The sequence below is a fragment of the Thermohahella caldifontis genome (genome assembly GCF_041153465.1).
Taxonomy (GTDB): Bacteria; Pseudomonadota; Gammaproteobacteria; order Pseudomonadales; family Oleiphilaceae; genus Thermohahella; species Thermohahella caldifontis.
Map to the genome: position 1 here is coordinate 197,083 of NZ_CP154858.1, position 21,016 is coordinate 218,098.

Consider the following 21,016-nt stretch of genomic DNA (forward strand, 5'->3'; position numbering starts at 1 on the left):
GGAGAATTCAAACAGGAAAAAAAGGAAACCCCCATGCATTTCGGCCAACGCCTTTTCAGGGTGCTGTTGCTGTGTCTTGTCATGATGACCCGGGCCGTCGCCGGGCCCCCGATTCCCGATGAACTTCAGCCCTGGACGGATTGGGTGCTGAGAGATGTCCCTGACCGGGGCTGCACGCTCAAGGATGATCAGGACGGGCGCATTTGCGTCTGGCCCGGCACCCTGGAGATGGTCTGGACCGGCGACGTGATCCAGTTCCAGTGGCGTGTGAACATGCTTTCGGAAGCCTGGTTGACATTGCCCGGTGAGGCAGGGCAGTGGCCTTTCGATGTGCGTGCCAACGGACGCGAGATTCCGGTGCTCCTTCGCCACGACAAGCCCGCCGTGCGGCTGGCCGCCGGCCAGTGGACACTGACCGGGCGCCTGCGGCCGGAGACTGAGCGGGGGCAGCTCGGTCTGCCTGTGGAAGCGGCCCGGGTGGTGCTGAAAAATCATCGCGATGTGGTGACCTTTGGTACGGATCAGCGGTTGCACTGGCATCAGTCCAGGGTGGCGGGCCCGTCTGTGACACGCGTCCGGGTTCACCGCTTGCTGACCCTGGGCAGGCCACCCGTACTGGAAACGCACATTCAGGTGGAAAGTGGCACGGATGGTGAGGTGGTGACGCTGGGACCACTTGTGCCTGAAGGCTATGCATTGATGAGCTTCGAGTCTCCGCTACCCGCCAGGCTGGAGCCGGATGGTCAGGTCACCGTCCAGTTGGCATCCGGAACCTGGCAGATCAAGGCGCGATTGAGGGCGCTGGGAGTGGTTCGCAAAGTGTCTCCGGTGCGGAAAGGACCGCTTTGGCCGGAAGAGGAAGTCTGGTCAGTGAATACCGGAGTGCAGACTGGCCGGGTCAGCATCACAGGTCAGGCGCTTGACCCGGCGCTGGCCGAAGTGCCTCAGGCATGGCAGCGATGGGGTGCCTGGAAGGTGACATGGAGCCAGGGACTGGAACTGAGCTACCGTGACGGGCCACTGACCCCTGCGTCCTCGAGCCTCAATGCATCAACCAACCTCTGGTGGGTACGGGATGCCGTGCGTCCGATCTGGATGACCCGTGTAACGGGGACGTCCGGCTTTGAAGGTGGCCTCCGGGTAGCATCGCCCTGGCATGTGTTACGGGCTGAAAGTGAAGGCCGGCCCGTGGGCATTCAGATACTTGAAGACGGGCGTTTTCAGATACCTTTTGAACGCGCCAGGGTTGATCTGCAGTTGACCGGTATGCTGAATGCGCCGGCAGACAACCAACGTCTGAGTCTGCCCATGGGAGAGCTGGCGCCTCCGTTCAAGTCTCAGCAACTGACCGTTCATGCGCCGGTAGGGCAAATGGTCGTGGCCATTTTCGGAGCGGATCATGTGCAGGGGAGCTGGTTGTCCCGCTGGACGCTCTGGGATCTCTTTTTCTCTGCACTGGTGATTCTGGCCATCGGCAGGACCTGGGGGCTGCTCATGGGCGGGATTGCGCTGCCGGTGATTATGCTCTCGTACCATGAGCCATGGGCTCCGGTCTGGATCTGGCTGCTCATGATTGTGGCCTGGGCCTTGCCAGACAACGGTCACCGACCGGGAAAATGGGTGCGCCGTTTTCGATGGCTGGTTTTTGCAGTGCTTGTCATGCAGTGTGTAACCTTCGCGGTGATCCAGGGGCAGCGCATCCTGTACCCGCAACTTGCGGGATTGCAGGATGCCATGCCTGGTGAACCTGTCGGGGCGGAGGTCATGTCGCTTCGGGACACCCCTCGCCAAAGCCTGTCTGTCATGAAGCAGGAACGGGTACGCTCTGGTGACCGTGCGCCTGTACCTGTTGCGCCTGACGTGTTACCGGTTGAGGTGGGGCCGGGATTGCCCGCTGGTCACTATGTCACCGCATCAGCGCGGATTGACGGGCCATTGGGGCAGGCCGGGATGGTGGATATCTGGCGTTTGGGGGATACCGGGTTGAGGCTGGTCAGAGCAGCTGTCCTCGCGGGGCTTGTCATGCTCTTGCTGGGCCTGACTGCCCGCCTGCGCAAGCTGTTGTTGATATGGGGGCTGGTTGCCTTCGGAATGGGTATGCCAGCCGAGCCCGTTCAGGCTCAGACATTTCCCCCGGATAAAATGCTGGAGTCACTACGCGAGGTGCTGCTCAAGCCGCCTGCCTGCATGCCGGACTGTGTGCGGGCCGGGCAGGGCGAACTGGTAGCGGATGCTTACAGCTTGTCCCTCGCACTTGTGGTTTCGGCGGATGTGGATGCTGCCTGGCGGTTGCCGGTACTGCAGTCCCCGGATATGCCCGTGCGCTGGTTCATGGATGGAACTCCTGTCCGCACGTTCATGAGAGACGGCTCCGGTCAAATCTGGATCCGGGTGCCTGCGGGGGTACATGAACTGGTGCTGAATCTGGGGCTTCGGGAATTCAACGCACTGACCCTCAGCTTTCCGGAGCCCCCTCTGGATCTGGCAAGTCAGGTCAGTGACTGGACGGTTGAAGGGCTCAGCGGACGCCAGCTGGCGGCTGATCGGCTGACACTGAAGCGGATTGCATTACCCGAACGGCAGTCTGAGCCGGGCGAAGCGTTTGCGCCACCACCCATTCCGGCTTTTGTTGGGGTGCATCGTCATATCGAACTGGGGCGGGACTGGCGGCTGACAACTCAGGTCACACGCAGGGCGCCTGCCAAGGGGGCACTCTCCGTGTCCATTCCCCTGCTTGCCGGTGAATCACCGCTGGGTGGCGTTCAGGTGGTTGACCGGCATGCCGTGGTCACGTTCAGGGATGGACAGCAACATCTGACCTGGACCTCGACGTTGCCCGCAGCAAGCCGTCTCACCCTGCAGGCGCCGGGCTGGTCAGAGCGCGCCGAGAGTTGGTCGCTTTATGCGGACAGCCGCTGGCGCATCACCTGGTCGGGGCTTCAGCCTGTGCGCTGGCAGGGGCCGGATGGCCGCTGGCAGCCTCAGTGGCAACCGGAGCCGGGGGATCAGGTGGTCATCAGTGTTGAGCCCGCGACGCTGCTGACCGGGCAGAGACTGAATGTGGACCGAGTTTCGCTGACACATGTCTGGCAACCCGAACGCCACCAGTTTGAGGGTGTCTGGCAGATCCGTGCTACGGCGCAGGACAATTTTTCCGTCGGCGGGCTTGCCGGGGTGGAGGCGCTGAAGGCCTGGCTGGATGGGCAGTCACTCCCGGTCACTGTGCGCGAGGGTGTTGCCAACTGGTCAGTCCCTGCCGGCATGCATGAACTCAGGCTGACTTGGGCGTACGATGCCGGAAACAGGCAAACACAAGCTGCTCCGCTCGAATTTGTGGGTACCTGGCAAAATCTGAGCTACACCCTGAGGTTGCCGGAGTCCCGCTGGCTGCTCTGGTTGACCGGTCCCACTGACGGTCCGGCCATTCTGCTGTGGGGAGGCTTGCTTGTGCTGGCCGTGGTCGCGATTGTGCTTGGCCGGCACAAGGGTAATCCGCTGACAGTTCGCGCCTGGCTTTTGCTGGCCGCTGGCGGGGCGCTGGGCTGGATGGGGGCACTTCCTGCAGTGGTGCTCTGGGTATATGCTGTGGCGCTGTCAGGGCCGGAGCTCCACAAGCTGAGCGGTTGGCCCCGCAGACTGGCACTCGCGGGCCTCGTGTTGCTCACTATCATGGTACTGGTCGCAGTATTGGCCAGCATACCGCGGGGGCTGACCGGTCTTCCGCCGGACTACGTGGTGGGAGCAGGTAGCCACGCTACCGAATTGCATTGGCAGGCCGATTGGGTCGAAGGGCGTTTACCGGATATCCGCGTCTGGACACTGCCGCTCTGGGTGTACCGGGCGCTCATGTGGGCCTGGTCCCTTTGGCTGGCATTCGCGATTACCGGATGGCTGAAGTGGGCCTGGCAGCGTATAGTTTCCGCTGCCGAATCAGGCCAGACGGCTGTCCCGTCCGTTGCGGTGCCGGAACACACGCCGGAGAAGGACAGTGCATCAACGACACTTGCTCTGAAACAGGAGAAGAACGACTCTCATGACGCTGAATCCTGAACACATCACGCAATATCTTGCCGCTTCCCCAACACCCTTTCATGCGGTCAAGCAGGCCTGTGAACGACTGGAAGCGGCCGGATTTGTGCGTCTGGATGAATCGGAAGCGTGGGATCTGGATCCCGCAGGACGTTATTTCGTGACCCGGAACGACAGTACGCTCATTGCCTTCTGTCAGCCGGGGCAGATGACAGAAGGCGCCCGGATGATGGGGGCGCATACGGACAGCCCCTGCCTGCGGCTGAAGCCGAATCCGGATCTGACCCGCAACGGCTATCAGCAGTGGGGAGTGCAGGTTTATGGCGGGGCGCTGCTCAGACCCTGGTTTGATCGCGGGCTGGGGCTGGCCGGACGGGTCACCTGGCGGGATGAGTCAGGACATTTGCGCCATACCCTCATCAATACCCGGAAGCCCGTGGCGGCCATTCCCAGTCTTGCCATTCACCTGAACCGGGAGGCCAATGACAGCGGAGGCGTCAATCCGCAGACCGATATGCCGGCCATTACGGCGCTGGCCGGAGAGACGCCCGCCGAGACCCGGCGCTGGCTGGCGCAACAGGTCGCGGAAACTGAAGACATGGCGGCTGATGCTGTCAATGTGCTGGGGTTTGAGCTCAGCCTCTATGACTGTCAGGCGCCGGAAACGGTGGGGCTCAACCAGGAGTTTCTGCTCAGTGCACGGCTGGATAACCTGCTCAGCTGCGCCTTGGGTATGGAAGCCTTGCTGGCTACGGCGATGGACCAGCCCGCACTGCTGGTATTCAACGATCATGAAGAGGTGGGCAGCCAGACTGCCGAAGGTGCGGACGGTCCCATGCTGCGTCAGGTGCTGATGCGCCTGGCGGGAGATTCCGAGACGGCGCTCCAGCGCATGCTGGCGCGGTCGGTGATGTTCTCGGTGGATAATGCCCATGCCATTCATCCCAATTTTGCGGCGAAACATGATGACGACCATGCACCACAGATGGGCAAGGGACCCGTGATCAAGATCAATGCGAATCAACGTTACGCGACCAACAGTGTGACGGAAGGCCTGTTTCGTATGCTTTGTGCGGATGCTGGCGTGCCCTGTCAGACCTTTGTTGTGCGTGCAGACATGGCCTGCGGCAGCACCATTGGACCGATCACGGCATCGGCGCTTGGCGTGCGGACACTGGATATTGGCGTGCCGCAACTGGCCATGCACTCCATTCGGGAAATGGCCGCCTGGGCGGACATTCACGCCATGTTTGAAGCGCTGCAGGCATGGTTCCGGCTTGATCATATTCCGGAATGAAGTCTGCCTGGCCGGGAAAGCCCTGTTTCGCCCGCTCCGAACGGGAGCGGGCTCGCGGCTCCGGCGGGCACTTGTACGGGCTGTGCATGGCATTATTCAGCGTAGTCGTCCAAATGCCCGATACGAAAGGCTCGCCTGTCTGCATGCGAAAGCGTCGAGCATGAATGCGGAGTTCAGCCGGAAGGCAGAGACGTTTACAGGCTGGGGGCGAGGTGATGATTTCTTTTTTTGTGGGGGAATCTGAATAAGAAATTGGTCGGGGTAGAGAGATTCGAACTCCCGACATCCTGCTCCCAAAGCAGGCGCGCTACCAGACTGCGCTATACCCCGAACCTGAAGATGGCTCCCCGAGCTGGACTCGAACCAGCGACCCAATGATTAACAGTCATTTGCTCTACCAACTGAGCTATCGGGGAACCTTGATCCCGAGGCCGTCTGGCCTACGGGGTGGGAATAATAGAAAGTTGCCCTTGGAAAGTCAAGCAGGTGAATGGGCTGTGTTAGCCCAAAGCTGTAATGTCCCCTTCTCGCAATTCTAAAATGTCCCCTTTTGGGATACAGGAGGGGGCAATGGCAGAGGAGACCATTGCAATGACGCAAAAAGCGATCGATCGGCTGGCAATCATTCAGCAGGTGACCGCAAAACAGCTTCGGCAACAGGAAGCTGCCCGGCAGCTTGGGCTGAGTGTCCGGCAAGTTAAGCGTCTGGTCGCCCGCTTTCGTCAGAAGGGGCCGTCAGGACTGGTTTCCGGCCATCTCGGTAAACGCCCGGGCAATGCAATTCCCGGGGCCGTGCGCAAGGAAGTACTCTCTCTGGTTCGCACACGCTACCCTGATTTCGGACCAACGCTTGCCTGTGAAAAACTCACCGCACTGCATGGATACAAGCTGTCAGCCGAGACCCTCCGACAGTGGATGATCGCTGACGGACTCTGGAAACCCGGAAAACGCAAGGCCGCCCGGATTCACCAGCGACGTCCCAGACGGCCCTGTCGCGGCGAGCTGATTCAGATTGACGGCTCACCACATGACTGGTTTGAAGGGCGCGGCCCGCGCTGCACCCTGATCGTGTTCATTGATGACGCCACCAGTGAACTGATGGCATTACGCTTCGCCCCGGCCGAGACCACCTGGGCTTACCTGCAGACACTGCAAGGCTATCTGGCCGAGCACGGCCGCCCCGCTGCTTTGTATTCCGACAAGCACAGCATCTTCCGGGTAAACCAACCCGAGCGCGAAGGTGAGCTGACCCAGTTCACCCGGGCTCTCAAAACGCTGGATATCGAGCCCATTCATGCCAATACCCCTCAGGCCAAGGGGCGTGTCGAGCGTGCCAACCAGACGCTTCAGGACCGCCTCGTCAAGGAGTTGCGTCTTGCGGGCATCTCGGACATTGAGACCGCCAATGCCTGGCTGCCGGGCTTTATGCGCGATTTCAACGCACGCTTTGCCAAACCCGCCCAGAACGCCACGGATGCTCACCGCCCCGTTCTGCACACACCAGAGGAGCTGGCGCTCATCCTGTGCCTGCACAACCACCGAAAGCTCTCAAAGAACCTGACCTTTCAGTTCAGGAACCGGGAATACCAGCTCACCGGCTATGGAAAGGGCTATCGGCTCCGGGGCGCCCGGATCACCATCTGTGAAGCACAGGATGGCCATGTGACGGTGCTCCACAAAGGGCATCAACTGGATTGGCAAATCCTGAGCGAAGGCGAGCCCCGGTCCCTTTGGATGACGAGAAAAGCCTCCACCAACGTGTCGACAAGGCGAGAGCCAGACAAAAGGCATCCTCAGGCAGAAAGCCCGCGCCGGACCATCCATGGCGACGTTCTCCGGTTGGTAAAGCGGCCTCCGGCAGGCAGTCGGTAACCTCCTGAAACAGGATACCCAAAGGGGACACTTTAGCTTTGGTAAAAAGGGGACATTTTAGAATTGGGTTGACAGCAGGTGAATGGGCTGCATGGTCATGAACCCGCACGACTTGACTCGACTACGACAAGCCCGCACCATGCTTGGCAGCGCCCTGAATCGGGCAGAACATGAAATCGGATTACGGACTGGGTACTCATGTCAGATCAGAAAACCATTCAGAAAGAGCAACTGCTCGTGATTTCTGCGCTGGGCTCCGACCAACCGGGGATAGTCAATGAATTGTCCAGGGTATGTACGGATTATGGCTGCAATATCGTTGACAGCCGGATGGCCGTGCTGGGTGGAGAATTTGCGGTCATCATGCTGGTCTCGGGCAGCTGGGATGTCATCGCGAAGCTGGAGGATGCCATTCCCGCCGCGGCAAGAAAGCTTAATCTCAATACGCTTGTGAAGCGCACCGAAAGGCCGGAGCAGGAACAGCGGATTCCCTACGAGGTCTCTGTTGTGGCGCTGGACCATCCGGGCATTGTTCATGAAATATCACGCTTCTTTGCAGAACGGCGGATCAATATCGAGTCATTGGAAACCAGCACCTACGCCGCACCGCACACCGGTACCACCATGTTCAGTCTGAACATGACCGTCAATATCCCGGCGGATACGTCCATCGGGCGATTGCGGGAAGAGTTTCTCATGTTCTGTGATGATCTGAATCTGGATGCGGTGCTGGAGCCGGCAAGGCCGTACTGAAACGGGTAAATGAAAAGGAGGGATCAATGGAAGTTGGTGACAAGGTACCTCATCTGACCGCGCAGGCCACTTCAGGCGTGACGTTTGACACGGACGCGCTGAAAGGTCGTCCGTGGATCATTTACTTCTATCCGAAGGACAATACGCCGGGGTGCACTCAGGAAGGCCAGGACTTCCGTGACCACTATGGCGAGTTTCAGTCGCTGGGCTATGACATATTCGGTGTGTCGAAGGACAGCCTGAGAACCCACGAGAACTTCAGGGCAAAACATCAGTTTCCGTTCGAGTTGATCAGCGATCCGGAAGAAGTGATCTGCCGGGCCTTCGACGTGATCCGTCTCAAGAAAAACTATGGCCGCGAATACATGGGGATTGAGCGATCCACATTCATCGTTGATGCGGAGGGTGTGGTGCGTCACATCTGGCGCAAGGTCCGGGTCAAGGGGCATGTGGCCGAGGTGCTGGAGGCGGCAAGGGCGCTGGCCCGGGGCGAAGACTGAGATCCGGGTCCGGCCCGAAACCTGCGACTGATCACATTCTCCGCAGTCTGCCGGGGGCTTCGTGATAGCGGTCACATCATGATCAGACCGGCCTCGTTTACAATCCGTAGTAGACCTTAACGGATAATAACAATGGCCTAACTGGTCAAAGGAAGCCCCCCATGAAGACCCGTCTCCTGCAACTCCTGTGCTTTGGTTTCTGCCTGCTTGCATTCAATGTCGGTGCCCGGGAGGTCAGCGATGTGGTGCTCAAGGAGCAGATCCGCATTGCTGACAATGGTCCTGTGCTGGTGCTGAACGGAGCCGGTTTGCGCCGGACCTTCATGATTGTCAAAACCTATGTCGGTGCCCTGTACCTGGAACAGCCGACCCAGGATGCCCGGGAGGCGCTCGACAGCCAGCAGCACAAGCGGATGCTGTTTCACGTGCTGCTCAACCGGGTCAGTGCGCGCAAGGTCGCGCGGGCACTTCGGGATGCGCTGGTGCTTAATGTCACGGAAGAGGCCTATCACTCCCTCAAAGGCAGTGTTGAGCAGTTCCTGAGCATGTTCAATGGCAACCTGCATGAAGGGGATGAGGTCTGGATTGATTATCTGCCCGGTGTGGGCACGCGTGTAACCATTGCCGGGGTGGACAAGGGCATTATTCCGGGTGAGGCGTTCTATCGTGCGATGCTGTCCATCTGGATCGGCGACAGACCCATCAGCCGCACGCTCAAGGCTGAAATCATGGGTGAAACGCCGGTTACCGCTTCAGCTTCCCGGCGCATGCGTGATAACTGATGCCTCGGGGGCCATCACTGATGGCCCTCTGAAGTCGGATTCAATGCTGCCCTTCGGGCGGAGTTCCCTTGACGGGCCAGGCCTTGATAATGGCCTTGATCAGCGTTGCCAGCGGAATGGCAAAGAAAACCCCCCATAGTCCCCAGAGCCCGCCAAACAGCAGAACGGCAATGATGATCACCACCGGATGCAGGTTCACGACCTCGGAAAACAGCAGAGGAACGAGCACGTTGCCATCCAGTCCCTGAATCAGCAGGTGCAGTGCCATCACCCAGAAGAAGTCATGGGTCCAGCCGAACTGGAACGCGCCGATCAATGCCACGGGGACGGTGACGACGGCCGCGCCGATGTAGGGGATGACGACTGAGAGCCCCACGAGAATGGACAACAGGGCGGCATAATTGAGACCCAGGAAGGCGAAGGCAATATAGGTGGCTCCGCCCACAATGAAGATCTCCAGTACCTTGCCGCGAATATAGTTGGCGAACTGCCGGTTGGCATCGGCCCAGACCTGTTTCATCAGGGTGCGTTGTTTGGGCAGCAGGGCAGACAGTGAGCGCACGATGGCCTCCCGGTCCTTCAGGAAGAAGAAGACCAGAATGGGCACCAGAATGGCATAGATGAGAAAACTGATCAGGGCCGGTATGCCGGAAATGATCTTGGCCAGAGAGAAGGACAGCAACTCCTGGGTGGTACTGGTCAGATCGGTGGTGATCTGCCGGATCAGTGCATCAACCAGTTCGGCGGAGACGAACTGCGGGTACGCCTCGGGCAGGGCGCGGATCCAGGTTTTCAGATTGGCCAGCATGGCCGGCAGCTCCTGGACAAGAGCACTGGTCTGTCTGGAAACCAGCGGCAGCAATCCCAGGGTAAAGGTCAGCGTCAGCCCGACAAACACAAGGAAAACCAGCGTGACGCTCACGAGATGCGGCACGTGGAGCCGCTCCAGCTTGGCCACCAGACCCTGAAGGATATAGGCGATCACCACCGCAGCGAAGACGGGCTTGAGGTAAGGCCCGAGCAGCAGTACACCGGCCAGACCGGCAACAAGAAGCAGAAACAGGATGATGGCTTCTTCATCCGAGAAGTACTTGTGTATCCAGGATCTGACAATGTTCAGCATGATTGCTGACGCCCCCCGCAAAGAATCACGAAATGATGCGTATCGCCTTCCGTTTCCTGTCTTTCGAGCAGGTGAGCACTGAGTTTGAGAAATGCAGGAAAGTCCCGCAGCGATCCGGGGTCCGTGGTTTCCACCCAGAGTCGCTCACCGGGTTGCATCCGGTTCAGGGCCTGCTTGGTCCGCAGCAATGGCATGGGGCATTGCAGCCCTTTCAGATCAAGGTGTTGGTGAGCCTCAATGTCCATCTCTATTACCCGTTCTTAATGGCCGGAGAAGTGTATCATGGTTTAGACTGGTGTTCATGGGGTGGCGGCATGCCGGGCGTCATGCGTCGCGTGTAGCGGAGGGGATGAATGGCAAGAATCTGGATCGGGCTCGCGCTGGTACTGGCCGTGCTGGCGGGAGGGGTGCGTGCGGATACCTTGCCGGAACTGAGCGCCACGCAATCCCGGACCTGGGTCACGCCGGAAGAGAAAGCGCTGGGTGCCGCCTGGCTACGCCGTCTGCGCGGGCAGGTCAGCACGGTGGACGATCCCTGGCTGACGGAATATCTGCTGGATCTGATCTATCGCCTCTATCCCCAGACCGGGATGGATGACGGCGAGATCAGTCTGGTGGTGGTGGACAGCCCGGAACTCAATGCCTTTGCCGTGCCCGGCGGGGTGGTGGGCGTCAATGGCGGGCTGCTGCTCCATACCCAGCGCGAAGATGAGCTGGCTGCCGTACTGGCGCATGAACTGGCTCACCTGTCGCAGCGACACTTTGCCCGGCGGCAGGATGAGGCCGGCAAGCAGACCGCCATCAGTCTTGCCGGGTTGCTCGCCAGTGTCGTGGTGGCCGCAGCAGCCGGCAGCGATGCCGGGTTTGCCGCGATGGCTACGACCCAGGCCTACACGCTGCAATCCCAGCTGGCCTATTCCCGTGAAAATGAAACCGAGGCGGACAACGTGGGCATGTCCATCCTCGCCCGTTCCGGTTTCAGCCCGCTGGCCATGACAGACATGTTTCAGCGCATGATCGAAGCCAGTCGCTATCAGGGGCGGGCCCCGGAATATCTGATGACGCACCCGCTGAGTGAAAGTCGCCTGGCTCAGGCACAGGCCCGTGCCCGTCAGGTGTCAGGCAGTTTTGCGCGCAGTTCGGGCATGGCGTTTTATCTTGTTCAGGCGCGGCTCAAGGTCCGTTATGCCAAGCGGCCGGAGGATGCACTGGCCAGCTTCGAGGCACAGCTGAAAGCACCGGAGCTGGGAAGCAAAGAGGCCGGAATGCAGCGACTGGCGGCTCTTTATGGGGCGGCGCTGGCGGCCATGACAGCGGGCCAGGATGAAAAGGCGGGAGAACGGATCCGTATGCTGGCGGACGAATTGGGGGCCGAGCCCATGGTGCAGGCCCTGCAGGCCAGCTGGCTGGCCAGGAACGGACAGCCGGATCAGGCGCTGCATCTGTTGCGTCGGGCGCTGGAACTGAGGCCCGGGCGCTATGCGCTGTTACGGATCTATGCGCGTATCGCCGCGGAAGCCGGTGAACTGTCTTCGGCCATTACCACGCTGCGGGAGCTTGCCCGGGATTACCCGGATGAGCCGGCCATCTGGTCGGAGCTGGCAGACTTGTATGGCAAGAGCGGGGCATTGGCGCAGGTGCACATGGCCCGCGCGGAAGCCCTTCAGCTGAAAGGGGACGTCCAGGGGGCGATCCGGGAATTGCGCGAGGCGCGCAAGAAGGCGGCAGGTGACTACATCGCCGCAACGCGCATCGTCGAACGGCTGAAAACCTTCGAGGCCTGGCAGCGCAACCCGGTGTTCTGAGTCTGCGCTGACCAAGCCGTCCAATCAGCGGGATTTCTGGAAGTTCACCATGCGGTTGAGCGGAATCAGCGCCTTTTTCGCAATCTCCGGATCCACCTGAACCTCCTGGCTGTGCGTTCTGAGAACGTCCAGCACATTCTCCAGGCCATTCATCGCCATCCAGGGGCAATGTGCGCAGCTGCGACAGGTTGCGCCGTTTCCGGCCGTGGGGGCCTTGATCAGCGTCTTGTCCGGCATGGCCTGCTGCATCTTGTAGAAGATGCCTGCGTCGGTCGCGACGATGAAGGTGTCATTGGGCAGGGTCTTGACTGCATTGAGCAGCTGCGACGTTGAGCCCACGACATCGGCCAGTTCCACAACCGGCGCCGGTGATTCGGGGTGCACCAGTACGGCGGCATCCGGATAGACCTTCTTCAGATCCTCCAGCGCCTTAGCCTTGAATTCCTCATGCACAATGCAGCTGCCATCCCAGAGGATCATGTCGGCACCGGTTTCCCGCTGGATGTAGCTGCCCAGATGCTTGTCCGGCGCCCAGATCAGCTTTTCGCCCTGCGCGTGCAGATGGCGCGCCACATCCAGTGCGATGCTCGAAGTGACCACCCAGTCGGCGCGTGCCTTGACTGCAGCGGAGGTGTTGGCATAGACCACGACCGTACGGTCCGGATGCTGATCGCAGAATTCGGCAAACGCGTCTGCCGGGCAGCCGATATCCAGTGAGCAGGTGGCTTCCAGTGTGGGCATCAGAACGGTTTTTTCCGGGCTCAGGATCTTGGCCGTCTCGCCCATGAAGCGCACACCGCATACCACAAGCGTGTTCGCCGGATGGCTGGCGCCGAAACGGGCCATTTCCAGCGAATCGCCCACAAAACCGCCGGTTGCCTCTGCCAGCTCCTGAAGCTCCGGGTGGGTATAGTAGTGCGCGACCATGACGGCATTCTGCCGGGCCAGCTCCTCCCGGATGGCAGCAGTCAGTGCCTCGGTCTTTGCCGGGTCGGGGTGTTCGGCCTGATGTTCCCGGGCCAGGTGTTCCTTGACGAGAATGCGATCTTCAAATGCCGTCATCTGTGCTACCCGTTTATTGAATCGGCTGCTTTCAGCCGCTCATTATATCATGACTGCCGGGGCGCTGGGCAGGGCTCCGGGCCCCGGTGCCTGCGGAAAAAGAAAAGGGACCGCTTGCGCGATCCCTTGTCATGATGGTGGGTCGTGTAGGATTCGAACCTACGACCAATTGGTTAAAAGCCAACTGCTCTACCGACTGAGCTAACGACCCTGAAACAGGGTGCATTCTGTTGCCAGAATGCGGGAATTCGGTGGTGGGTCGTGTAGGATTCGAACCTACGACCAATTGGTTAAAAGCCAACTGCTCTACCGACTGAGCTAACGACCCGTAACGAGGCGCATATGATAGGGGAAAATTTTGAAAAGGCAACCCCTTTGGGGCAAAAAATCTGTCCTGTCGGGGTGGAAGAAAGCCCGGGACGGCAGGTGTGCTGACGATGCGGGCTGTCAGTCACGGGCTCTCCGTGTGGGCCGGCAGGATGCGGCGGAATGTCAGGTTGATACGGGCAGCCGATACCCCGGGCTCCTTGAGCACGGCATGATACCAGTGATGTTGCAGCGAACCACGCATGACCAGCAGTGTATTGTGGTTCAGCGGCAGTTTGAGGCGTTGCCGGGTGCGCCGGTGCCGCAGATGAAAGGTGCGGGTGGCACCCAGAGACAGGCTGGCGATGACCGGATTGCGCCCGAGGCAGGTCTCATTGTCCGCGTGCCAGGACACGCTGTCCTGCCCGTCCCGGTAGAGGTTGCACAGCACGGAGTTGAAACGTGCGTCACTGAGCTGTTCCGCTCTGGTGCGGAGTGCGCTGAGGCTGTCAGTCCAGGGCAGGGGTGTCAGTTGCAGGCCGGAATAGGCATAGTGTGCCTCCGCATCACCATACCAGGCCTGCAATCTGGGTATGGGGCGTTCCGTGGCACCAAACCTTACCGTACCGCCCTGCCAGGCCAGTTCGTCCAGAAGCTGGTCGAAAATCCGGTCCGGGTCGTCCAGCACATCCTGCACGAGCCAGAGCTCACCGTCTTCAAGCGGCAGCACTTCTTTTTGCATCATGACAGACGCACGCCCATTCGCCGGGGGCCCCAGGTGCCGGGGCGGGCTTCAAAGCGGCCCGGAACAGGTGTGCCACAGTGGCTGCAGTGGCCGTTTTCGGTCAGGTGCCAGTCGGTGATGAGATAACCGTCCCGGCCAATGACCGGCTTGCCGCATCCGGAGCACCAGGTGGTCTGACCTTCCGGGTCGTGAACATTGCCGGTGTACACGTAGTGCAGTCCGGTATCCAGGGCAATCTGCCGGGCGCGCCTCAGGGTGGCCGGCGGGGTGGGCGGAACATCCTGCATCTTCCAGTCCGGGTGAAACGCGGTGAAGTGCAGGGGGACATCCGGTCCCAGTTCACGCAGAATCCATTCGCACTCGGCCTTGATTTCCGCATCCGAATCATTGTGTCCCGGAATCAGCAGAGTAGTCAGCTCCAGCCAGGTATCGGTTTCATGGCGGACATACACCAGTGTTTCCAGCACGTCCTTCAGGTGGGCGCCGCAAATCCGGTAATAGAAGTCTTCATTGAAGCCCTTGAGATCGATGTTGGCGGCATCCATGTGAGCAAAAAACTCCTCTCTGGGCGCCGGGCAGATATAGCCCGCGGTGACGGCGACACTTGCGATACCACGTGCTTTGCAGGCTCGGGCCGTATCCAGCGCGTACTCCATGAAAATGACCGGGTCGTTATAGGTATAGGCCACGCTCCTGCAGCCGGTCTGTGCCGCCGCCTCGGCAATCTGTTCGGGGCTGGCCTGATCCATGAGCCGGTCCATTTCACGGGATTTGCTCATGTCCCAGTTCTGGCAGAACTTGCACGCCAGGTTGCAACCTGCGGTCCCGAAGGAGAATACCGGCGTGCCGGGCAGAAAATGGTTCAGCGGCTTTTTCTCGATGGGATCGATGCAGAAGCCGGAGGAACGTCCCCAAGTGGTCAGGACAATTTCATGGTTCTCACAGGCGCGCACGAAACACAGCCCGCGCTGTCCTTCATGCAGCTTGCAGGCGCGCGGACAGAGGTCGCACTGGATGCGGCCGTCTTCAAGCGGATGCCAGTATCGGGTCGGGACGGTGGTCATGGCGTGTTCTCCCGTGGACGCTCGCGGCACAGGCAGCTACCATAGATATGAGCTGTCTGGACACGGGGTCATCAAGCTGGTGTATCGTTTTCTTATCATGGGGTTGCTGTTGCTGGCATTCAAGGCCGGCGCGGTCACGCTGGAACTGGACGGGCCGCTGACGCAGGGGGCGCTGATTCGCGGCAAGACCGATCCGGGGGCAGGGGTCTGGCTGGATGACAAGCCTGTCCGGGTGTCTCCCGAAGGGCACTTTGTGCTGGGCTTCGGGCGTGATGCCGAGCCGGAGCATGTGGTGCGCGTGGTCGGCACGGAGGGGGATGCGGTGGTCCGGCCACTGCGCCTGAAAAAGAGGCAATACGACATCCAGTATGTCAATGGCGTGGAAAAGAAATACGTCTCCCCGCCACCGGAAACGCTGGCTCGTATCCGCGAGGACAACCGCAAGGTGCGTGAAGCGCGCAACCAGTTCCATGCGCTGGATGGCTACCTCGAAACGTTCATGTCCCCGGCGAAGGGACCGATCAGCGGCGTTTACGGCAGTCAGCGCTATTTCAACGGTGAACCGCGGCGACCGCATTACGGGCTGGATGTGGCCGCGCCGGAGGGGGCCCCTGTCGTGGCTGTTGCCAGCGGGATCGTCACCCTGGCCGAGCCGGACATGTACTTTTCCGGCGGCACGGTCATCATTGATCATGGATATGGCGTGAATACGAGCTATCTTCATATGAGCAAGGTGCTGGTTCAGGTGGGGCAGCGGGTCCGGCAGGGTGACCTGATTGGCCGGGTCGGCAAGACCGGGCGCGTGACAGGCCCTCATCTGGATTGGCGTCTGAACTGGTTTCAGGAGCGACTGGATCCTGCCCTTGTGGTTCAGGTGGCGGAACAGTAGACTTCAGTTTTGGGTCGGAATCGGAGAGAACAGGTGGTTTCAGCAGAACAGGTTGTCTATATCGTCGAGGATGATGAGGCGGTCCGCGATTCACTGTCCATGTTGTTGGAGGCAGAAGGCTATGATGTGGAAGCCTTTGCCGACGCGCAGCAGTTTCTGGATCGCTATGATGAAAACATGGCCGGCTGCATTCTGCTGGATATCCGCATGCCGGGCATGACCGGCATGGAACTGCATCGCAAGCTGATCGACATGCAGTGTCCGTTGCCTGTGATCTTCGTGACTGGTCATGGTGATGTTCCCCTGGCTGTTGAGGCCATGAAGCAGGGCGCTGTCGATTTTGTCCAGAAGCCCTATCAGGAAAAGCAGCTCCTGGACAAGATCCGCACGGCCATGGCCCAGGATGCGGAGCAGCGCGACCTGCTCCAGGAAAAGAAGGAAATACTCAAGCGCCTGGAGACCCTGACGCCGCGTGAGCGCGAAATCATGGAGATGATGGTGGAGGGCAATGCCAACAAGGTGATTGCCATCGAGCTGGATATCTCGCAGCGCACCGTTGAGATCCACCGCTCCCGGGTCATGCAGAAGATGGGGACCCATTCTCTCGCGCAGCTGGTGCGTATGGTGCTGGCCGTGGGCGGCGCCAGAAAGGCTGCGTCCGGCGATTAAGTAGTATCACGTATTATATCGTCTCGGGGGGCTGTCTATAGTCGGGCAAGGATTCTGCCCGGAACGTCCATGTCACGCACTTCAGGAAAAAAAGCCAGTTCATCGCCTTCGCAGGAAGCGATTTTGCTGGTGGATGACAATCCCGCAAACCTCAAGATCCTCTACGAAACCCTGGACGGGCGCGGTTATCGCCTGCTGGTGGCAGACAACGGGGATCAGGCACTGCGTATTGCTGCGAAGGAAAGGCCCGACCTGATTCTGCTCGACATCATGATGCCGGGCATGGATGGCTTTGAAGTCTGTCGCCGCCTCAAGGCTGACCCGGAGACCCGGCAGGCGTCAGTCATCTTCCTGTCCGCACTGGATGATACGGATTCCAAGGTCAAGGGCTTTGATCTGGGTGGTGTGGACTATATTGCCAAGCCGTTCCAGATCCGTGAGGTGCTCTCGCGGGTGGAGACGCATCTCAAGATTCATCGCCTCGAGCGCCAGCTTGAAGCGCAGAACCGTCAGCTCACCATCGACAAGAGCCGGATTCTGGCATCGATGAACGAGGGCATCTACGGGCTGAACTCACGCGGCGAGATTCTGTTTGCCAACACGGCAGCCTGTCGCATGAACCGTTGCGAGGAAGGCCGGCTGCTGGGGCAGCACTTCATTTCGCTGCACTTTCAGCAGGCCGATATTCCGGCTGGCGGAAACAACTATGATCTGGACCGGATCACGGAGAGACTGACGCGCGCGCTCGCGCACAAGGAGCCGTTCAAGGTTTCCGAAGCCATTTTCGTGCGACCGGAGGGGTCGGTGTTTCCGGTGTCCTTCAGTGTGGCGCCGGTGGACAGTGACGCCAGTGAAACCTGGGCCGTGGTGGTGTTTCACGACATCTCGGACGAGCTGGCCCGTCGAGAGGAGCTGCGGGAGGCGCGTGAGAGCCTGGAGTCACAGCGTGAGCAACTGGCCACCATTTCCCGGCTCAGCACGATGGGGGAGATGGCTGCAGGCATTGCTCATGAAGTCAACCAGCCCCTGACGGCGGTTTCCAATTACGTGCGTGTTGCCCGGCGTTTGCTGGACAGCGAGCCTCCGAAGCCCGGGAAGCTCCGGGAGGCCTTGGAAAAGATCGAACAGCAGTGTCTGCGGGCCAGCGAGGTGATCCAGCACATCCGGCACTTCGTCAAGCGGCCACTGAACGAGTATTCGGTCGTGGCACCGGCAGATCTGGTGGAAGAGCTGCGCGCACTGGCGGAAATAGACGTCCGGCACCATAGCATGACGCTGGAAATCAAGGTGGAAGCCGGATTACCCCGCATTCGCGGAGACGTGATCCAGATTCAGCAGGTGATTCTCAACCTGATCCGCAACGCCGTGGAGGCTTCTGTCGAGGCCGGTGTTCATGCTGGGGTGACGCTGCATGTTTTCCACCGGGATGACCAGGTGCACTTTGAAGTCTGTGACCGGGGGCCGGGGCTGACGGAAGCCCAGGCCGCGAAACTCTTCACGCCTTTCTTTACCACCAAGGCTCAGGGGATGGGTATCGGGCTGACGCTGTGTCAGAGCATCATTCATTCCCATGGTGGCAAGATCGGCTACCGCCCCAATCCTGAAGGGGGCGCCATCTTCCATTTCTCCCTGCCGGTCTATTCCGGCTGAACAAGCAGGGCGGCCCGCTGTCCCGGCGGCACATCGGGATTGGGAAACACGATGTGCACGGGGGAGGGGGCGTGCCACCGGGTGCGGTGATCCTCCCAGACCAGTTCGCCTTCGGCGTAGCGGGTGAAGTTGGGGGTCTCCGGCGTGACGCAGAGCCGAAAACCTTCTCCGGTATTGAGTACTTCCTCCACCACCCTGAAGCGGGCGGGCAGCGCGCTGTCAGCCGGCGGAGAGACCTGCCCCGACAGGTGGTCGCGCAGCACCCGATCCAGGGCGTTCAGGCGTGACAGATCATTTTCACCGAATGGCCGCACCTTGCCCAGTTCCAGGGTGAAAGCGGGTATTCCCCACCGGCGGCGGCTGTGGGCGCTGAACGTCCGTGCAGGCGCGTGCTGACTGAGCAGTGCCTCAATGCCTGCGGCACCCAGCCACAGCATTTCCTGATCGGGGCAGGGTTCACCCTTGTGCCAGGGCCAGAGGGCGAACTTTTCGATAGCCGAAGGACGGATGGCGGTATGCAGATCATAGTGCACCGCAGGCCTGGTGTTGTGCAAAAAGGCATCCAGATGCTGGGCCAGCTCCGCTGCGCGCCCCGTTTCGTACTCGCTCTCAGGGCGGGTTTGCCAGCCATCCATGAACAAACGGTTGAGGTTGAAGTCGATAAACCGGGCTTGTTGTCTCATCGCCGGTGGATTGCCGAAAATGGCCAGCAGGGGCACATTCCAGTTCTGGCGTCCGCCCAGGATGTCGGAAATCAGGGCATCCAGCAGTTCAATCGGTGCGGTTTCATTGCCGTGGATGCCGGCCGAGAGCACCAGCGCCGGCGACCGGGCATCCCACTGTCGGGGCGCCAGTGACAGGATGCCTTCTCCCCGCCAGGTGGCCTGGCCGCCGGGCACCGGAAATGTTTCCGGTACCGTAAATGTGCCGTCAAGCGTGGCTTGCAGGAAGGACGCAAAGGGTGCTGGCATCAGGCCGGTGCCCTCAGGTGTGCCATGATCCGGTGTTCCACCTTGCGGAAGATCCAGAGAATGGAGAAGGTCAGGCACAGGTAAATCGCCGCGGCAAACAGGAACGCCTCAAACGGCGCGTAGAACTGGGAATAGACATCCCGCGCGGCACCGGTAATGTCCACGATGGTGACCACGCTGGCGATGGCGCTGCCATGCAGCATGAAAATGACTTCGTTGCTGTAGGCGGGCAGGGCACGCCGCAGGGCGCTGGGCAGTATGATCCGTCTCAGAGTCTGCCAGTAGGACATGCCATAAGCCTTGGCAGCTTCGATCTCCCCCTTGGGCGTTTGTTCCACCGCACCCCGGATGATTTCCGTTGTGTACGCGGCAGTATTCAGGGTAAAGGCCAGCAGGCAGGGGAAGAACGGATTCTTCACCAGGGGCCAGAAGATGGATTCCTGAATGCCGTCAATCAGCGTGACGCCGTAATAGATCATGTAGAGCTGAATCAGCAGCGGGGTGCCACGGAAGAAGTAGACGTAGGCCCAGATGGGCTTGTTGATCCAGGGGTTCCGCGAGGTGCGCAGTATGCCCAGAGGCAGGGCAATCATCAGTCCCAGCAGCAGGGAGAGGAACACCAGTTGGATGGTGGTCACTGTACCATCCCAGTACATGCCAAGCGTCCTGGGGGTGAAGATCTCGTTCTGGTTGAGCAGATCAATCAGCCACTGCATGAGTCAGCCCCTTGAAAATCCAGTGTTGTATCGGTTCTGAAGGCGGTTGATCAGCCATTCGGAGCCGGCGGTCAGGGCCAGGAAAATGCCTGCAACCGGAATGAAAAAGATGAAGGGTGCATGCTCGGCCTTGGCGGCCTGGCTGGCAATCAGCACCATATCGGAAAGCCCGATGATGGACACCAGCGCGGTAGTCTTGAGAATGACCATCCAGTTGTTGCCCAGTCCGGGCAGGGCATGACGCATCATCTGAGGGAACATGATGCGGGAGAAAATCTGAAACGGACGCATGCCGTAAGCCTTGCCGGCCTCGATCTGACCGCGCTCCACGGACATGAAGGCGCCGCGGAAGGTTTCGGCCATGTAGGCACCGTAAATGAACCCGATGCTGAAAACGCCGGCCATGAACGGGTCCACGTTGATGAACATGTCTATCGGCTCGGGTGTCTCCAGAATGCGCATGCCGAAGACTTCGAAGAGGTATCCTTTCTCGGTAGCGGTGTATAGCCAGTCCGTGATGGCATTCATGGCAAACTGGCCGCCAAAGAAAATCAGCATCATCAGAACCAGATCCGGCACACCACGAATGATCGTTGTATAAGCCGTACCCAGCGTACGGGCCAGAATGTTCTTGCTGAGCTTTGCCCAGGCGCCCACCAGACCCAATAGAAACGCGAGGGCCAGTGACAGAAAAGCGACTTCGATCGTCAGCCAGGCGCCACTCATGATTGAAGGCATGTATCGGGCGAGCAGGTCAAACATTGGAGTATGCTCCGGGATTGG

Annotated in this window: 17 protein-coding genes, 4 tRNA genes and 1 pseudogene; 10 read left to right on the forward strand and 12 right to left on the reverse strand. The window is 60.0% G+C overall.

Annotation, left to right across the window (positions count from 1 at the left end; translation table 11 throughout):
* Positions 1-33 precede the first annotated feature (33 nt).
* Complete coding sequence (locus AAIA72_RS00930) at positions 34-4,050, forward strand: hypothetical protein (protein ID WP_369601585.1); 4,017 nt, start codon at positions 34-36, stop codon at positions 4,048-4,050.
* Complete coding sequence (locus tag AAIA72_RS00935; RefSeq protein ID WP_369601586.1) at positions 4,034-5,326, forward strand: M18 family aminopeptidase; 1,293 nt, start codon at positions 4,034-4,036, stop codon at positions 5,324-5,326. Before AAIA72_RS00930 ends, AAIA72_RS00935 begins: the two co-directional genes overlap by 17 nt.
* Before the next feature lie 253 nt (positions 5,327-5,579).
* Here AAIA72_RS00935 and AAIA72_RS00940 read toward each other — a convergent pair.
* A tRNA-Pro gene (locus AAIA72_RS00940) sits at positions 5,580-5,656 on the reverse strand.
* Between the two features lie 10 nt (positions 5,657-5,666).
* Positions 5,667-5,742, reverse strand: a tRNA-Asn gene (locus AAIA72_RS00945).
* Between the two features lie 154 nt (positions 5,743-5,896).
* Between AAIA72_RS00945 and AAIA72_RS00950 the strand changes: the two are divergent.
* From AAIA72_RS00950 to AAIA72_RS00965, 4 genes and pseudogenes are all read left to right on the forward strand, one after another.
* Positions 5,897-7,206, forward strand: a pseudogene (locus AAIA72_RS00950) (ISNCY family transposase).
* A 190-nt stretch (positions 7,207-7,396) separates the two neighbouring features.
* On the forward strand, positions 7,397-7,951 hold the full coding sequence (locus tag AAIA72_RS00955) for a glycine cleavage system protein R (RefSeq protein WP_369601587.1): 555 nt from the start codon (positions 7,397-7,399) through the stop codon (positions 7,949-7,951).
* A gap of 26 nt (positions 7,952-7,977) precedes the next feature.
* Positions 7,978-8,451 (forward strand): peroxiredoxin, encoded by a 474-nt coding sequence (locus AAIA72_RS00960; protein WP_369601588.1) that lies wholly within the window; start codon positions 7,978-7,980, stop codon positions 8,449-8,451.
* 161 nt (positions 8,452-8,612) lie between these two features.
* Complete coding sequence (locus tag AAIA72_RS00965; protein WP_369601589.1) at positions 8,613-9,233, forward strand: chalcone isomerase family protein; 621 nt, start codon at positions 8,613-8,615, stop codon at positions 9,231-9,233.
* A 40-nt stretch (positions 9,234-9,273) separates the two neighbouring features.
* Here AAIA72_RS00965 and AAIA72_RS00970 read toward each other — a convergent pair whose 3' ends face one another.
* Positions 9,274-10,356, reverse strand: coding sequence for an AI-2E family transporter (locus AAIA72_RS00970; protein WP_369601590.1), 1,083 nt, complete (start codon positions 10,354-10,356; stop codon positions 9,274-9,276).
* On the reverse strand, positions 10,350-10,601 hold the full coding sequence (locus AAIA72_RS00975; protein WP_369601591.1) for a sulfurtransferase TusA family protein: 252 nt from the start codon (positions 10,599-10,601) through the stop codon (positions 10,350-10,352). The genes AAIA72_RS00970 and AAIA72_RS00975 overlap by 7 nt, the downstream gene beginning before the upstream one ends.
* 108 nt (positions 10,602-10,709) lie before the next feature.
* On the opposite strand from AAIA72_RS00975, the gene AAIA72_RS00980 reads away from it, so the two are divergent.
* Positions 10,710-12,161, forward strand: a complete 1,452-nt coding sequence (locus tag AAIA72_RS00980) for a M48 family metalloprotease (RefSeq protein WP_369601592.1) — start codon at positions 10,710-10,712, stop codon at positions 12,159-12,161.
* Positions 12,162-12,185: 24 nt separating this feature from the next.
* Here the strand turns inward: AAIA72_RS00980 and nadA are convergent, their stop codons facing one another.
* The 5 genes from nadA to amrS form a co-directional block, all read right to left on the reverse strand.
* Complete coding sequence (nadA, locus tag AAIA72_RS00985; protein ID WP_369601593.1) at positions 12,186-13,223, reverse strand: quinolinate synthase NadA; 1,038 nt, start codon at positions 13,221-13,223, stop codon at positions 12,186-12,188.
* A gap of 135 nt (positions 13,224-13,358) precedes the next feature.
* A tRNA-Lys gene (locus AAIA72_RS00990) sits at positions 13,359-13,434 on the reverse strand.
* A 41-nt stretch (positions 13,435-13,475) separates the two neighbouring features.
* Positions 13,476-13,551: transfer RNA gene (locus tag AAIA72_RS00995), tRNA-Lys, on the reverse strand.
* A gap of 123 nt (positions 13,552-13,674) precedes the next feature.
* Complete coding sequence (locus AAIA72_RS01000) at positions 13,675-14,274, reverse strand: alpha-ketoglutarate-dependent dioxygenase AlkB (RefSeq protein ID WP_369601594.1); 600 nt, start codon at positions 14,272-14,274, stop codon at positions 13,675-13,677.
* Entirely contained in the window at positions 14,271-15,338 is a 1,068-nt protein-coding gene (amrS, locus tag AAIA72_RS01005) for an AmmeMemoRadiSam system radical SAM enzyme (protein ID WP_369601595.1), read from the reverse strand. The genes AAIA72_RS01000 and amrS overlap by 4 nt, the downstream gene beginning before the upstream one ends.
* Here amrS and AAIA72_RS01010 point away from each other — a divergent pair.
* The 3 genes from AAIA72_RS01010 (at position 15,337) to AAIA72_RS01020 (ending at position 18,546) form a co-directional block, all read left to right on the forward strand.
* Complete coding sequence (locus AAIA72_RS01010; protein ID WP_369601596.1) at positions 15,337-16,227, forward strand: M23 family metallopeptidase; 891 nt, start codon at positions 15,337-15,339, stop codon at positions 16,225-16,227. The two genes, amrS and AAIA72_RS01010, sit on opposite strands and share 2 nt — an antisense overlap.
* Positions 16,228-16,260: 33 nt before the next feature.
* Positions 16,261-16,896: a response regulator FixJ gene (gene fixJ, locus AAIA72_RS01015; RefSeq protein WP_369601597.1), complete on the forward strand. Its 636-nt coding sequence runs from the start codon at positions 16,261-16,263 to the stop codon at positions 16,894-16,896.
* A 69-nt stretch (positions 16,897-16,965) separates the two neighbouring features.
* Positions 16,966-18,546 carry a response regulator gene (locus AAIA72_RS01020; RefSeq protein ID WP_369601598.1) on the forward strand — a complete coding sequence of 527 codons (1,581 nt, stop codon included), beginning with the start codon at positions 16,966-16,968 and terminating at the stop codon, positions 18,544-18,546.
* Here the strand turns inward: AAIA72_RS01020 and AAIA72_RS01025 are convergent.
* Genes AAIA72_RS01025 through AAIA72_RS01035 form a run of 3 tightly spaced genes read right to left on the reverse strand, consistent with a single transcriptional unit; the run spans position 18,534 to position 20,995 of the window.
* Positions 18,534-19,517 carry a succinylglutamate desuccinylase gene (locus AAIA72_RS01025; RefSeq protein WP_369601599.1) on the reverse strand — a complete coding sequence of 328 codons (984 nt, stop codon included), beginning with the start codon at positions 19,515-19,517 and terminating at the stop codon, positions 18,534-18,536. The genes AAIA72_RS01020 and AAIA72_RS01025 overlap by 13 nt on opposite strands.
* Positions 19,517-20,233, reverse strand: coding sequence for an ABC transporter permease (locus AAIA72_RS01030; RefSeq protein ID WP_369601600.1), 717 nt, complete (start codon positions 20,231-20,233; stop codon positions 19,517-19,519). Before AAIA72_RS01030 ends, AAIA72_RS01025 begins: the two co-directional genes overlap by 1 nt.
* A 3-nt stretch (positions 20,234-20,236) precedes the next feature.
* Positions 20,237-20,995 (reverse strand): ABC transporter permease, encoded by a 759-nt coding sequence (locus tag AAIA72_RS01035; protein ID WP_369601601.1) that lies wholly within the window; start codon positions 20,993-20,995, stop codon positions 20,237-20,239.
* Positions 20,996-21,016: the final 21 nt, after the last annotated feature.

Coding starts and splice junctions, on each gene's coding strand:
- AAIA72_RS00930 (WP_369601585.1), top strand. CDS start 34: ATGCATTTCGGCCAACGCCTTTTCAGGGTGCTGTTGCTGTGTCTTGTC.
- AAIA72_RS00935 (WP_369601586.1), top strand. CDS start 4,034: ATGACGCTGAATCCTGAACACATCACGCAATATCTTGCCGCTTCCCCA.
- AAIA72_RS00955 (WP_369601587.1), top strand. CDS start 7,397: ATGTCAGATCAGAAAACCATTCAGAAAGAGCAACTGCTCGTGATTTCT.
- AAIA72_RS00960 (WP_369601588.1), top strand. CDS start 7,978: ATGGAAGTTGGTGACAAGGTACCTCATCTGACCGCGCAGGCCACTTCA.
- AAIA72_RS00965 (WP_369601589.1), top strand. CDS start 8,613: ATGAAGACCCGTCTCCTGCAACTCCTGTGCTTTGGTTTCTGCCTGCTT.
- AAIA72_RS00970 (WP_369601590.1), bottom strand. CDS start 10,356: ATGCTGAACATTGTCAGATCCTGGATACACAAGTACTTCTCGGATGAA.
- AAIA72_RS00975 (WP_369601591.1), bottom strand. CDS start 10,601: ATGGACATTGAGGCTCACCAACACCTTGATCTGAAAGGGCTGCAATGC.
- AAIA72_RS00980 (WP_369601592.1), top strand. CDS start 10,710: ATGGCAAGAATCTGGATCGGGCTCGCGCTGGTACTGGCCGTGCTGGCG.
- nadA (WP_369601593.1), bottom strand. CDS start 13,223: ATGACGGCATTTGAAGATCGCATTCTCGTCAAGGAACACCTGGCCCGG.
- AAIA72_RS01000 (WP_369601594.1), bottom strand. CDS start 14,274: ATGATGCAAAAAGAAGTGCTGCCGCTTGAAGACGGTGAGCTCTGGCTC.
- AAIA72_RS01010 (WP_369601596.1), top strand. CDS start 15,337: ATGGCGTGTTCTCCCGTGGACGCTCGCGGCACAGGCAGCTACCATAGA.
- amrS (WP_369601595.1), bottom strand. CDS start 15,338: ATGACCACCGTCCCGACCCGATACTGGCATCCGCTTGAAGACGGCCGC.
- AAIA72_RS01020 (WP_369601598.1), top strand. CDS start 16,966: ATGTCACGCACTTCAGGAAAAAAAGCCAGTTCATCGCCTTCGCAGGAA.
- AAIA72_RS01025 (WP_369601599.1), bottom strand. CDS start 19,517: ATGCCAGCACCCTTTGCGTCCTTCCTGCAAGCCACGCTTGACGGCACA.
- AAIA72_RS01030 (WP_369601600.1), bottom strand. CDS start 20,233: ATGCAGTGGCTGATTGATCTGCTCAACCAGAACGAGATCTTCACCCCC.
- AAIA72_RS01035 (WP_369601601.1), bottom strand. CDS start 20,995: ATGTTTGACCTGCTCGCCCGATACATGCCTTCAATCATGAGTGGCGCC.